Source organism: Streptomyces sp. TG1A-8 (assembly GCF_030499535.1).
GTDB lineage: Bacteria > Actinomycetota > Actinomycetes > Streptomycetales > Streptomycetaceae > Streptomyces.
The window spans coordinates 179,142-191,514 of the sequence record NZ_JASTLB010000001.1; the positions used below are offsets into that span (position 1 = coordinate 179,142).

General features: G+C 69.0%; 10 protein-coding genes and 5 pseudogenes. 9 read left to right on the plus strand and 6 right to left on the minus strand.

All coding sequences use genetic code 11. The annotated features are described in order from the left end of the window. The first annotated feature begins 9 nt into the window (after positions 1-9). The 3 genes and pseudogenes from QQY24_RS00645 to QQY24_RS00655 form a co-directional block, all read left to right on the plus strand. Positions 10-954: a LysR family transcriptional regulator gene (locus tag QQY24_RS00645; RefSeq protein WP_301970700.1), complete on the plus strand. Its 945-nt coding sequence runs from the start codon at positions 10-12 to the stop codon at positions 952-954. A 91-nt stretch (positions 955-1,045) separates the two neighbouring features. Then, positions 1,046-2,261: pseudogene (locus QQY24_RS00650) on the plus strand (IS3 family transposase). A gap of 36 nt (positions 2,262-2,297) precedes the next feature. After that, positions 2,298-2,561: pseudogene (locus tag QQY24_RS00655) on the plus strand (transposase family protein); the annotation flags it as partial. 97 nt (positions 2,562-2,658) lie between these two features. Here QQY24_RS00655 and QQY24_RS00660 read toward each other — a convergent pair. Beyond that, positions 2,659-3,510 carry an NAD(P)-dependent oxidoreductase gene (locus QQY24_RS00660; RefSeq protein ID WP_301970701.1) on the minus strand — a complete coding sequence of 284 codons (852 nt, stop codon included), beginning with the start codon at positions 3,508-3,510 and terminating at the stop codon, positions 2,659-2,661. 155 nt (positions 3,511-3,665) lie between these two features. Continuing rightward, positions 3,666-4,406 (minus strand): SDR family oxidoreductase, encoded by a 741-nt coding sequence (locus tag QQY24_RS00665; RefSeq protein ID WP_301970702.1) that lies wholly within the window; start codon positions 4,404-4,406, stop codon positions 3,666-3,668. A 173-nt stretch (positions 4,407-4,579) separates the two neighbouring features. Between QQY24_RS00665 and QQY24_RS00670 the strand changes: the two are divergent. The 3 genes and pseudogenes from QQY24_RS00670 to QQY24_RS00680 all read left to right on the plus strand — a co-directional run bounded on the left by QQY24_RS00670 (position 4,580) and on the right by QQY24_RS00680 (position 6,662). Next, positions 4,580-5,510 (plus strand): annotated as a pseudogene (locus QQY24_RS00670) (helix-turn-helix transcriptional regulator). A 300-nt stretch (positions 5,511-5,810) separates the two neighbouring features. Next, a pseudogene (locus QQY24_RS00675) lies at positions 5,811-5,975 on the plus strand (transcriptional regulator); the annotation flags it as partial. Between the two features lie 54 nt (positions 5,976-6,029). Then, positions 6,030-6,662, plus strand: a complete 633-nt coding sequence (locus QQY24_RS00680; RefSeq protein ID WP_301976095.1) for a DUF5131 family protein — start codon at positions 6,030-6,032, stop codon at positions 6,660-6,662. Here QQY24_RS00680 and QQY24_RS00685 read toward each other — a convergent pair. Further along, on the minus strand, positions 6,577-7,428 hold the full coding sequence (locus QQY24_RS00685; protein WP_301970703.1) for a helix-turn-helix transcriptional regulator: 852 nt from the start codon (positions 7,426-7,428) through the stop codon (positions 6,577-6,579). The two genes, QQY24_RS00680 and QQY24_RS00685, sit on opposite strands and share 86 nt — an antisense overlap. Before the next feature lie 85 nt (positions 7,429-7,513). Here QQY24_RS00685 and QQY24_RS00690 point away from each other — a divergent pair, with 85 nt between their 5' ends. Further along, the gene (locus QQY24_RS00690; protein WP_301970704.1) at positions 7,514-8,305 is read left to right on the plus strand and encodes an SDR family NAD(P)-dependent oxidoreductase; all 792 of its coding nucleotides are present in this window, start codon (positions 7,514-7,516) and stop codon (positions 8,303-8,305) included. 244 nt (positions 8,306-8,549) lie between these two features. Next, a pseudogene (locus QQY24_RS00695) lies at positions 8,550-8,967 on the plus strand (transposase); the annotation flags it as partial. 40 nt (positions 8,968-9,007) lie between these two features. Here QQY24_RS00695 and QQY24_RS00700 read toward each other — a convergent pair. After that, positions 9,008-9,840, minus strand: a protein-coding gene (locus QQY24_RS00700; RefSeq protein ID WP_301970705.1) for an IS5 family transposase whose coding sequence is annotated in 2 segments (ribosomal slippage) — positions 9,008-9,493 and positions 9,496-9,840 — 831 coding nt in all. Because the reading frame shifts where the segments join, the coding sequence is not laid out codon by codon here. Between the two features lie 198 nt (positions 9,841-10,038). On the opposite strand from QQY24_RS00700, the gene QQY24_RS00705 reads away from it, so the two are divergent. Then, complete coding sequence (locus QQY24_RS00705; protein ID WP_301970706.1) at positions 10,039-10,491, plus strand: Rrf2 family transcriptional regulator; 453 nt, start codon at positions 10,039-10,041, stop codon at positions 10,489-10,491. Positions 10,492-10,612: 121 nt separating this feature from the next. Here QQY24_RS00705 and QQY24_RS00710 read toward each other — a convergent pair whose 3' ends face one another. Both QQY24_RS00710 and QQY24_RS00715 read right to left on the minus strand, forming a co-directional pair. Further along, entirely contained in the window at positions 10,613-11,335 is a 723-nt protein-coding gene (locus QQY24_RS00710) for a type 1 glutamine amidotransferase domain-containing protein (RefSeq protein ID WP_301970707.1), read from the minus strand. A gap of 131 nt (positions 11,336-11,466) precedes the next feature. Further along, entirely contained in the window at positions 11,467-12,303 is an 837-nt protein-coding gene (locus QQY24_RS00715; protein WP_301970708.1) for an alpha/beta fold hydrolase, read from the minus strand. Between the last annotated feature and the right edge of the window lie 70 nt (positions 12,304-12,373).

Below are 12,373 nucleotides of genomic sequence, written 5' to 3' on the forward strand. Positions count from 1 at the left end.
GCTGGTTCTATGCCCCTTGCCAGCAGAGTCACCGATCTCGGTCCTTTCGACCTGCTCCTGTCCGTCGCGAGACTCGGCAGCGTGGGGGCCGCCGCCCGCCATCACGGCATCAGCCAGCCAGCCGCCAGTTCCCGCATCCGGCACCTCGAACGGCGCCTGGGCCTGCAACTGCTGGCACGTTCCCCTCAGGGCTCACACCTGACCGAGCACGGGGCGCTCGTCGCCGACTGGGCCAAGACCGCCCTCGACGCCGCCGACGCCATGGAAGCCGGTATCGCCTCCCTGCACCACACCGCGGAGAGCAGACTGCCCGTCGCCGCGAGCCTCACCATCGCCGAATACCTTCTGCCGCACTGGTTGGTCCGCTTCCACCGCCGCGTACCGGGCACCACCGCGGCTCTGACCACGGGCAACTCCGATGAGGTGGCCGCCGCCGTGCTCGCCGACCGGGTCGGCATCGGATTCGTCGAAGGCCCCACACTGCCCCGCGGTCTGAGCGCGCAGACCGTCGGACACGACGAGCTGCTGGTGATCACGCATCCCCGGCACCCGTGGGCACGCCGCCGGTCCGGCATCAGCGCCGCGGAGCTGGCGGCGACCCCTCTGGTGAGCCGTGAGCGCGGCTCCGGCACCCGCCTCTCCCTCGAACGCGCCCTGCGGGCCCACACCGACACCCCGCCGGCCCCGCCCCTGCTGGAGCTGTCGTCCACGACGGCCATCAAGACGGCCGTCGCCGAGGCCGTGGCGCCCGCGGTCCTCAGCAGCCTCGCCGTCTCCCGGGAACTCGACGCCGGGACGGTCGTCGCCGTTCCCGTGGCCGGCCTCGACCTCACCCGCCGGCTCCGCGTGATCCACCGCTCGCACGCGCAGATCGTCGGCGCGGCCCGGGAACTGGTCGCCATCGCCTGCACGCCGGAAAGACTGCGGGACGTTCCGAGGAGTAGAGGGCTCTGACCGGTGCCGGGGGGCGGGACCTCACTGAGGCTGCCCCTTTGGAGTGGACACTCTGACAATGGATCTCGATGGTCCAGGGAGGGATGTCCAGGTGGGACGGAAGTCTCCGTATCCGGATGAGTTCCGGAACGACGCTGTCGCGCTGTACCGCGCGTCGGACGGTAAGCGGACGTACGCGGCGGTGGCCGCGGATCTCGGGATCACCGGGGAGACGCTCCGCACGTGGGTCCGCAAGGACACCAGCCGGCCCGCGCCCGAGCCACCGGGCGGCACCGCGCTCAGCCCGGCCGAGGAGCTGGCCCGGCTGCGGGCCGAGAACCAGCGGCTGCTGAGGGCGGAGAAGGAATGGCAAGTGGAACGAGAGATCCTGCGCCGTGCAGCCGCCTATTTCGCTCGGGAGGTGAAGTGAGCCCCCACCGCTGGGACTTCATCTCCGACAACCGCGCCGCCTTCGGCGTGCAGCGGATCTGCCGGGTCCTGGACGTCTCCCGTTCCGGCTACTACCGGCATCAGGCCACCGCGCAGGCCCGCGCCGCGCGTCAGGCCGAGCAGGCTGCGGCAGTCGCTGAGGTCCGGCGGATCCACGCCGAGCACCACGGCGCCTACGGCGCCCCGCGGATCCATGCCGAACTCCGGGCCCGTGGCCGCAAGGTCAACCACCGCAAGCGCGTCACCCGGCTGATGCGTGTCAACCACCTTGTCGGCGGTCATCTGCGCCGGAAGAAGCGGACCACGATCGCGGACAAGACGGCCCCGCCCGCACCGGACCTGGTAATGCGGGACTTCACGGCCACGGCGCTGAACACCACGTGGTGCGGCGACATCACCTATATCGCTGTCGGCTCGACGTGGATGTTCCTGGCGACGGTCGTCGAGATCTGCTCGCGTCGCGTGATCGGCTGGTCCATCGCCGACCACATGCGCACCCAGCTCGTCACCGACGCACTCGAAACGGCAGCCGCCGCCCGCGGCGGCCGGGTCGACGGAGTCGTCTTTCACACGGACAGGGGCGCCCAGTACGTCAGCCGGGCCTTCGCCGAGGTTCGCCGTCGGCACGGCATCCGCCGCAGCATGGGACGTATCGGATCGAGCTACGACAACGCCCTGGCCGAGTCGTCTTCCAGGGCATGAAACGCGAGTTGCTCCACGGGCGACGCTTCACCTCGAAGGCTCAGACACGCCTGGAGCTGTTCCCCTGGCTCGCCTACTACAACCGGCGCCGCCGCCACTCCGCCCTCGGCTACCTCACACCAGCCGAGTTCGAACGACAGCTGGTCTCGTCACATACGCTGTCACTTGTCGCATGAAACCCGATGTCCACTTCCGAGGTTGAGCCTCACACCCGGCGCGGCCGCCCACCCCGGCTCACCTTCAGCGACCAGGTCCTGGCCACTGTGCTCCACCTACGCGTCAACCTGGCCGCAGAACCTCTTGCCGTGCTCTTCAACAGCAGCCGCACCGCCATGCACCGCACCCTGCAGAAGATCAGGCACCTGCTCGAAGCACAGGGCATCACCATCGCGCCGGCCACCACCCCACCGGCCGCCCTGGCAGCCCTGCGAGCCCGAGTAGCCGCCCAGAGCAGCAGCCCCAACAGCAAGATCTAGACGACAGGTTAATGATCGGCGGACCCTTAGATCAACTTCCTAGCGTTGTTTTTCGCTGGAAGCAGGACGGAGCGATGCCCGGTGGAGACGACGCTCATCATCCGAGCAGCCGCACTGCTTCGGCGAGCCGACGGGCCCCGGCCAGGCCGCTGGTGACCACTCGCTGCGCCGTCTGCGGGTGTGTGCCGGCATCGCTCATCGCCGCAGCGAAGATCACCATGTCGAGCACGCAGACCTCGAACAGGTGGTCGACGGTGTCAGGCCGGACCATCGTGCCCAGCAGGTCCAGAGCGCGGCTCGCCGCGCTGCCGGACCGAAGCGCATCCACCAGCGCACCCGTGTCGGTGCCGGTGCCGCTCGCGAGGGTGAGGATGTCGGTGATGGCCTGCATGTTCATCAGCATCAGCGCGTTGTTGAACAGTTTCGCCCGCTGCCCGGCGCCGGCGGGACCCAGATGGATGACGCGGGCAGAGAAGGTCTCGAACACCGGTTTCGCCGCCTGGATGGCCGCTTCGTGTCCGCCTGCGAGGGTGGTCAGGCTGCGGGCCTCGGCGCCCGGGCGGCCGCCGCTGACCGGTGCGTCGATGACGCGGATGGCATGCCGGGCGCCGAGCTCGGCCAGCGCCACGGCGTTGACCGGTGTCCCCGTACCATGGTTGACGAAGATCGATTCGGGGCGCATTGCCGGGATGATCGAGGCCGCCAGGTCGAGGACCGCCTCGTCTGTGCTGACGCAGAGCGCGACAAGGTCGACCGCGGCCGCGAGCTCGGTCACACTGGCGTGCCGTGTGAGGTCGCCGAGCCGCGGATCGTCGAGCGTCTGTGGGCGGCGCGCCCAGGTATGCACGGCGAACCCGGCTTCGGTGATCGCCTCGGTCATCGGCAGCCCTTGGTCGCCCAGGCCGATGAACCCGACGATCTGCCTGCGGTCCTCGCTGTGCGTAGTCATCTCAGGATCCTTTCGTGGAAAAAACGGGCCGCGGGGGGGCCGGCTCCCCGGCCCCCCGCACACGAGCACGGCGCACAACGCGACGGTTCTCGGCACCTTGGCGGGCTTGGCAGTAGCACGGAACGGCGCTTGGAGATGGCTGAGCGCGGCGCGGATCAGCGCCCGGGAAGGTTGTTGAGCGGCTGGGAGCGGCGCTCGAGGAACTCGGCGTAGGTGCCGTCACGTTCGGCCCAGCGCAGCGGGAGTGCGGCCTTGACGACGATCTCGCGGGCCGTCGGCTCCGCCGCCAGCAGTTCCATGACCTCGTCGAGGTACTCATCTACCGGCAAAGCCGCCGGATTGAGCTTCGCCATCGCCGGGGTGGCGACAGCGGGCGGCACCAGCTCGGCCACTTCGACGCCCGTGCCCGCCAGGTGCGCACGCAGCGATTCCGTGTAGGAGTGCACGGCCGCCTTCGTGGCGCCGTAGGTGGCCATCAGCGGGAACGGAAGGAACGCGATTCCCGAACTGACCGTGATGATGGTTCCAAAGCCACGGGCGATCAGGTGGGGGGTGAAGGCGTCGACCACCCGGATCGTGCCCAGCAGGTTCGTGGCGATCGTGGTCTCGGCTGCGGCGATGTGCCCCGGGTCCCGCAGGTCCTCGGTGAGCAGGACGCCGGACATCGTGATGACGGCATCGAGATCGGGGTGCGCGGCCAGCACCTCGTCGCGCGCTCGCAGGACCGAATCCGGATCGGTGACATCCATCCGGACACTCTCAAGCCCGGCCTGCGGCTCGGCACTGCGGCCCCCGACGATGACCGTGCTGCCGACGTCGGCGAACCGCTGCGCGAGCCCGCGCCCGATCCCCGACGTGCCGCCGACGATGAAGACTGTGCGGTTGGTGAGCTTCACGAGAGCCTCCGTGTAGATGCAGTCAGTTCCATAAAGATTTCCATTTAGCCCTTGGCGGCTATCGGATTTCCTGCCATCAGGTTCTCCCGCGTGCTGCAAAGCTGAAAGGTCCCTGCCGATCCAGGGTATGGCAGGGCCCCCTCTGAGACCGCCTGACGCGGTTATCATCGGGAATACGCTTTGATGGAAGCGATGCGAACCGGCTGGGCGAGTATTCGCGCGCCCGCCGTGACCTGATTACGCCCGAGCAGGTCGGCATCCCGGTCGGCGTGAGGCGGCGGGTGCCCGGGCTGCGCCGGGAGGAGGTCGCGACGCTGGCCGGTATCAGCTCGGATTACTACCACCGGTTGGAACGCGGCCGGGACCACAGTCCCTCGCCACAGGTGCTCGAGGCCATCGCCCGCCTGCTGCGCCTCGATGAGGTGGAGACCGAATACCTCCTCGGTCTGAACTCGCCGCGGTCACGAGCCCGCCGCAAACGCCATGCGCCACGGCTGCCCTCCCGGTTGGAGCACCTGCTCGCGGCCCTTGAAGTGCCCGCGTTCGTCGAAGACCAGCACTTCTACGTGCTCGCCTCCAACCAGTTGGCGCGCGTCCTGTCCCCGCGGCTGCGGCCCGGCGAGAACCGGCTGCTCTCCCCTGCTGCTGGACCCCGAGGAACAAAGCTTCCAACGGGACCGGGAGGCGGCGGTCGTCGACGTCGTCGCGGCATTCCGCCGTTCGGCCGGCGACAGCGTCACCGACCAACGCACCGTCGGACTCGTCGGCGAACTCTCCCTGTCGAGCAGCCTCTTCCGCACCCTGTGGGCGCGCCACGACACCAAGATCCTCAAGGGCGGCCTCACGATCGACCACCCCGTCGTCGGCGAACTTAACCTCAACCGCGAGAAGCTCCCCGTCGGTGAGGTGCTCCTCGTGCTCTACTACCCCGACCAGGACAGGGACGACGCCGAGAAACTCCGGCTGCTGGCTTCTTTGGCCCCGCCCATGAGGCCGCGCCTGCCGACGATCTTCCAGCGTGACAAACCACCCCGCCGGATCGGCGGTCGATCCGCGCGACGGCCGACCGGATCACCGCGGTCGTGCGCAGTGCGGGCCGAGTAGCAGGTCAACGAGGAGCTAATGGAGCCTGATGCGCTGGATGAGCAACTGCTCGGCCAGCTGGATCAGGCACGCAAGGGATCGCGGTGTGAAGCTGGCCGGGGAGGGAGGACTGTTCCAAGCGCTGGGCAAGCGGCCGCTACGCCCGGCTGATCGTCGTCTTCCGCCGGGCCGCCCGGCACAAGACCCAGCGACTGAACTCAGCCCTCGACGACCACCGCGGCCCGACCGCTGTTGCTCGCCGGGTTCTTCGCCGCCCTCGGCCTGACCGGCCCGCTCGTGGCCACCTGGGGCGAGCGCACCCGGCCCCGTCAGTGGGCGGTGGGGTTCCGCAGGATGAACATCCGCCGCTGGGACCGCATCGTCGCCGCCTGGGCCGCCGGCGACGACCAGGAAATCGACGACACATGGGTGGACCAGGTCGTCGACCTCGGCTCGCAGTGGGGCCAGTACGAGTGCGTCACCAACTCGGCTTCGCGGCATGGCGGCGCCCTGTTTATAACCTGCGGCCCAACACACAGGATGCGAACGTTCGTTCCATGGGTGGGGTGGCGGGAGCCGCGTCGCAGCCGGGTGGTTGGATGCCGGTGTCCGCTTGTGCGGCGCCTCGTCGGGCCGCTGCGGTACCGGTGGACAGGCTCGGTTCGAGGGGATGGAGGGCCGACCGCGGCTGATCGCAGTTCGATCGAGTGGACCGAAGCGACGTGGCACCCGACCACGGGATGCCACCGCGTCTCACCAGGATGCGACAACGGCTGTGCGCTGACGTTGTCCAAGCGGCTGAAAGCGATGGGATCACCGAAGTATCAGGCCGACGGTGACCCGCGGACGTCCGGGCCCGGCTTCGGGCTGACGGTGCACCCCGATGCTCTGCGCGTGCCCTACGGGTGGAAGAGCCCGCGGACGGTGTTCGTGAACTCCATGAGCGACCTGTTCCACGCCCGCGTGCCGCTCGACTACGTGCGCCGCGTCTTCGAGGTCATCGCCGACACCCCGCAGCACGACCACGGCCGACCGGATCAGCAAGCCTCCCTGTCGGCGATGGTGCTCTCGGCGGCCGGTTGTGGCGCTATCGCGGGTAGTGACTGGCCTCTGTTCCCAGAACGTTCAGCAGGGCCAGGGCCTCGGCGCCGGGCGATCCCGGCGGCGCGCTGAAAAGCACGAGGTACTGGTCGCGGTCGGTGAGGGCGAGGGTGTCGCAGTCGACGGTGACCTCGCCGACGGTCGGGTGGCGGAAGGTTTTCGTGAGCATCGGCGCGGCCTGCACGTCGCGCCGTTCCCAGAGCCGGGCGAAGTCGGGGCTGGCATCGCGGAGTTCATCGACGAGGCCGCTCACCGCAGGATCGGTGGGGTAGCGGGCGAGGGCGGCGTGGAGCTGCATCACGACCCCCAGCCGGAAGTCGGCGGCGTCGGAGATCCCGTACAGTGCCGCATCGGCGGGCTGCGGCCCGGGGAAGGCCCGGCGCGCGAGGTTGCGGTCCTTGGGGGCGAGCGGGGCGAAGTCCTCCATGAGTGCGGCCGCGAGATCGTTCCAGGCGAGGACCTCGCATGCGGCGGACATCACGAAGCCGGCCGTCTGCGGCAGCCGCTCCAGGAGCGCGAGGATGCTCGGGCGGACGTCGCGCCGGTGCAGTCCGGTACGGTTCGGCGCGGTGCCCGCGAGGACGTGGAGGTGGTCGGACTCTGCGTCGGTGAGCCGCAGCGCTCCCGCGATGGCGGCCAGGACGTCGCCCGAGGGGCGTGGCGCTCGGCCCTGCTCGAGCCGGATGTAGTACTCCGTGGAGATGTACGCGAGGACCGCTGCTTCCTCGCGGCGAAGACCTGGTGTGCGGCGTCGCGGGCCGGAGGGGAGGCCGACGTCCTGCGGGCGGAGCCGCTCGCGGCGGCTGCGGAGGAACGCCCCGAGTTCCTGTTTGTCCATACGCCCAGTGTGCGCGCGGCGCGGTGGCGGGTCCTGGTACAGCCTGTGCCTGTATCCGGCTGGCAGCCAGCCGGACGCTGTTGCCATGACGAACAACACGAACACCACCGACAGCGCACCCATCAGCCTGCTCACCGGCAAGGTCATCTTCATCACCGGCGCCAGCCGCGGCATCGGGGCCGCCGCGGCCCGGCTCTTCGCCTCCGAGGGCGCCGCCGTCGTGCTCGCCGCCCGCAGCACCGGCGCCCTCGAGACCATCGTGAAGGAGATCCGCGCCGACGGCGGCGTCGCCGACGCCGTCACCCTGGACCTGGCCGACCGTGCGAGCATCCGCGCGGCGGTCGACCGCGTCGAGGAGCTGCACGGACGCCTGGACGGTGCCTTCAACAACGGCGCGGTGATCCAGCAGCCCGGCCCGGTCGACGCCACCACCGATGAGGACATCGACGAGCAGTTCACCGTGAACTTCCGCGCACACTGGACCGCCATGAACGCCGAGGTCGCACTCATGCGGCAGGGCGGCGGCGGGGCCATCGTCAACACCTCCAGCATCGGCAGCCGCCGCGCCAATCCCGGCCTGCCCGCCTACGGGGCCATGAAGCGCGCGCTCAACAGCCTCACCGAGACCGCCGCGGTCGACCTGGCCCCCGCCAACATCCGGGTGAACGGCATCACCCCCGGCGGCACCGCTACCGAAATGATCGACGAATGGGAAGCGGCGACTCCCGGACTCATCGAGGGAATGAGCGCAAGGATCCCGATGGGCCGGATGGGCGAGCCCCGGGAGATCGCCGAGGCAGCCGCCTGGCTGCTCAGCGACCGCGCCTCGTACGTGACCGGTGCGATCGTCCCGGTCGACGGCGGCGCCGGCGCCTGAAAAGGAGCGGCCGAAGCTCCGGGCCGCTCCTTCACGACTCTGTACAGGAACGGCGACAGCATTTCGATCACCGGCGACGCGCTCGGTATGGCATTGTCGGGTTGAGTGGTGGTCTTCCCGGGCGGCGTGATCATCCGTCTGGTCGGATCGCCGGGGGCTTTCCGTGGTGACGCCGTCGTGCCGGGGTTTCCGCTTCCCTCCGGAGGTCATCTCCCACTGCGTGTGGTTGTAGCACCGCTTCGACCTGAGTCCGCGCGACATCGAGGAGCTGGTGCTCGAGCGCGGCATCGAGCTCGGCCACGAGGCAGTCACAGTGGACGCGCCGGTTCGGCCCGGCTTGTGCCGCTGCTCGGCGCCGGCGCCGTCCGGGGCCTGGTGACAAGTGGCACCTGGACGGGGTGTTCGTCAAAACCAACGGTGTGCAGCGGTACCTGTGGCGGGCCGTGGACCAGCACGGGAACGTGCTCGACATCCTGCCGCAAAACCGGCGGGACCAGGCCGCGGCCAGGCGCTTCTTCCGGAAGCTGATGAAGAAGACCCGGCTGGTGCCCCGGCTGATCGTCACCGGCAGGCTCCGCTGCTACGGCGCCGCCCACCGCCACGAGATGCCGTCGGTCGAACACCGCTCACACCAGAGCCCGAACAACCGGCCCGAGAACTCTGAGCTTCCCCCGCTGTGCGGGAGGTGCTGACTAAGAACTCCTATCGCAATGACGTCAGGCGCCTCCAGCAGATGAGCGCGCATCCGAGGGTGAGGAAGGCTTCGTGGATGTCGTCGCGGATCTCCCAGCGGATCCGCAGACGGCGGAACCAGTGCAGGTGGGCGAATGCGCGTTCCACGACCCAGCGTTGGGTGCCAAGTCCGGAGCCGTGTTCGGTGCCGCGTCGGGCGATCAGTGGCTTCACGCCCAGGTCCCGGACGAGCCGGCGGTACTTGTCGTGGTCGTAGCCGCGGTCGCCCAGCACCACGTCCGGGCGGCGTCGGGGCCGGCCTCGCTTGCCCCGCACCGGCGGTATCGCCTCCAGCAGAGGGATCAGCTGGGTGACGTCGTTGCGGTTGCCGCCGGTCAGCGTGGCGGCGAGCGGGATGCCGGTGGCGTCGGTGATCAGGTGGTGCTTGCTGCCGGTTCTGCCCCGGTCAACAGGGCTTCGTCCGGTCTTGGGACCCCCTTTAGCGCGCGGATGTGGGAGCCGTCGACGGCCGCTCGGGAGAAGTCCAGGGCGTTCGCGCTGCGGAGCTTGGCAAGGAGGACCTCGTGCAGTCGGGGCCACACGCCGGCCCCGGTCCACTCGGCCAGGCGTCGCCAGCAGGTCATGCCCGAGCCGAAGCCGAGTTCCTGCGGCAGGTGTTCCCAGGAGATCCCGGTGTGCAGGACGAACAGGATGCCCTGGAACACCAGCCGGTCCGGATGCCGCTTGCGCCCTGGGTGCCGGGCCCGACGCTCGACCTTGGGCAGCAGCGGTTCGATCACCGCCCACAGCTCGTCATCGACTTCCCACGGCTTCGGCCGTGCCACTTCGCACCCCCAGATCATCGCTGCCGTAATGATCCAACCACCTCGAAAATCATTTCGTTAGGAGTTCTTACACCGACGTGGGACGACAGCTGAGCGTGGGCCCGGCCTAGTGGGCGCGCATCATGTTCGCCTGTTCCCACGTCTCAGTAGTCCCTCTCGGGTTCCCGAGCGAGACTACTGTAGCCACGATGGTGACAAGAATGGCAAGATGGGGTAATGGCCCGCTCCACGAACACCCAATTCGCCGTCGCCGTGCACGTACTGGTCATCCTGACAGTCGCCACTGATGGCCAAGCCGTGAGTTCCGAGGAACTCTCCAAGAGTGCCAATGTCAACCCGGTCTATGTCCGCCGCGTGCTCGGGCCGATGCGCAACGCGGGGCTGGTCCGGTCCCGGCCCGGCGTGAACGGCGGCTGGGAGCTGGCAGCCGACCCTGCCCAGATCACGCTCGAACAGGTGTGGCTGGTGCTTCAGGGCGACGAACCCGTGCTCGGACTGCACGGCCCCGATCCGTCCTGCGTCATGGGCCGGTCCGTCCAGAAGTCCCTGGTCTCGATCGACCGTACGGTTGCCCATGCTGTGGCGGCGGCTTTGGGGCGCTTCACCGTGTGGGACATCTCGCAAGGTGTTCCGGGGGCGGCGCTGCTTCTGGAGGGTATGCGATTGTGATCCTTTCCGCCGGCCGTGGAGGGCTGTGCCGTAAGGCGGTGGTCGGCTCGGGTCCGTTGCGCGTAGCGCTTCCGGCCCGCCGGGCTGGAGCCTGGCGGGCCGGAAGTACGGGAGAGACCTTTCACGCGGAGACGGACGGACTCTCCTTATCGACGGATCCGGCCCGAGCCGTGGTGAGTGCGATGAGCGCGTCGGCGGCGGGGCCGGAGGAGGCGGGGTTCTGGCCGGTGATGAGCAGGCCGTCCTGGACGACGTAGGGCTGCCAGTCGCCGATCTTGGAGTAAAGGCCACCGAGCTTCTTGAGTTCGTCCTCGACGAGGAAGGGGACGACGTCGGTGAGGGCGACGCCTTCCTCCTCGGTGTTAGTGAAGCCGGTGACCTTGCGGTCCCGGACCAGCGGGGTGCCGTCCTCGTTGACGGTGTGGCGCAGGACACCGGGGGCGTGGCAGACCAGGGCCAGGGGCTTGCCGGAACGCAGGGTCGTTTCGATCAGACGGGCGGAGTCGGCGTCCTCGGCCAGGTCCCACAGGGGGCCGTGGCCTCCGGGGTAGAAGACGGTGTCGTAGTCGTCGGCGGCGACCGAGTCCAGGCGCACGGTGGTGGCCAGGGCGCGGGTGGCTTCGGGATCGGCTTCGAAGCGGCGGGTCTGGTCGGTCTGGTTGGCGGGTTCGTTGCTCTTGGGGTCCAGCGGCGGTTGGCCGCCCTTCGGGGAGGCGAGGGTGATGTCCCAGCCGGCCTCCTGGAACCGGTAGTAGGGGGCGGCGAGTTCCTCCAGCCAGAACCCGGTCGTGCGGCCGGTGTCGCCGAGCTTGTCGTGCGAGGTGAGAACGATCAGAACCTTCATGATGACTTCCTGTAGATCAGTAGGCCGATCACCCCTGGCGAGGCGAGCGGTGCAGGGGACGTAATGAAGCGGGGCGCGAGGGTGCGGGCACGGCCCGCCTGCCGGAGCGGCCGGCCAGGCAGCGGTGCGGCTTACTGGGCGAGGAAGGTCAGCAGGGTTTCGTTGACTTCGGCGGTGTGGGTGGTCAGCAGGCCGTGGGGGGCGCCGTCGATCTCGGTGTACTGGGCGGTGGGCAGGGCCTTGGCGAAGCGGCGGCCGGTGGCGTCGATGGGCAGGGTCCGGTCGGCGGTGCCGTGGACGATCAAAGCCGGGACGTCGATCTTGGGGATGTCGGCGCGGAAGTCGGTGGGCCAGGCGAGGGGTGCGGCGGCCGAGGCGATGGCCCCCGATCCCGCGGCGACGTTCCAGGCGTTGCGGACCGCTTCTTCACTGACGCGGGTGCCCAGGTTCTCGTCGAGGTTGAAGAAGTCGTTATAGAAGTCGGTGAAGAACGCGTACCGGTCCTTCTTGACCGCCTCGGAGACACCCTGGAAGAAGGAGGCGGGCGCCGCACCGTCGGGGTTGTCGTCGGTGATCTCCAAAAACGGCTCCAGCGAGGCCAGGAACACGGCCTTGGCCACCCGCGCCGAACCGTAGACGGACAGGTAGCGGGCCACCTCACCGGTGCCCATGGAGAACCCGACCAGTACCGCCTCGTGCAGATCCAGCGCCTCCAGCACCGCGTTCAGGTCCGCGGCGAAGGTGTCGTAGTCGTACCCCGTCGAGGGCTGGCTCGACTTGCCGAAACCCCTGCGGTCGTAGGTGACGACCCGGTAACCGGCCTCCAGCAGCGCCGACGTCTGCCCCTCCCACGAGTTCCCGTCCAGCGGATAACCGTGGATCAGCACCACCGGCTGCCCCGATCCCTTGTCCTCATAATGCAGCTCGATGTCCGCGCTGTTTTCCGTACCGACCTTGATACGTCCCATGACGCCCAACCTCCACAGTGTGTTCCGCGCTCCGACAACCACAACTATACGACCGGTCTACTCAACCGTC

What these genes read in the sequence shown, in the direction of transcription:
- QQY24_RS00685 (WP_301970703.1), bottom strand. Translation starts at nt 7,428, where the DNA reads ATGGACAAACAGGAACTCGGGGCGTTCCTCCGCAGCCGCCGCGAGCGG.
- QQY24_RS00645 (WP_301970700.1), top strand. Translation starts at nt 10, where the DNA reads ATGCCCCTTGCCAGCAGAGTCACCGATCTCGGTCCTTTCGACCTGCTC.
- QQY24_RS00660 (WP_301970701.1), bottom strand. Translation starts at nt 3,510, where the DNA reads ATGACTACGCACAGCGAGGACCGCAGGCAGATCGTCGGGTTCATCGGC.
- QQY24_RS00680 (WP_301976095.1), top strand. Translation starts at nt 6,030, where the DNA reads ATGCGAACGTTCGTTCCATGGGTGGGGTGGCGGGAGCCGCGTCGCAGC.
- QQY24_RS00715 (WP_301970708.1), bottom strand. Translation starts at nt 12,303, where the DNA reads ATGGGACGTATCAAGGTCGGTACGGAAAACAGCGCGGACATCGAGCTG.
- QQY24_RS00705 (WP_301970706.1), top strand. Translation starts at nt 10,039, where the DNA reads ATGGCCCGCTCCACGAACACCCAATTCGCCGTCGCCGTGCACGTACTG.
- QQY24_RS00690 (WP_301970704.1), top strand. Translation starts at nt 7,514, where the DNA reads ATGACGAACAACACGAACACCACCGACAGCGCACCCATCAGCCTGCTC.
- QQY24_RS00710 (WP_301970707.1), bottom strand. Translation starts at nt 11,335, where the DNA reads ATGAAGGTTCTGATCGTTCTCACCTCGCACGACAAGCTCGGCGACACC.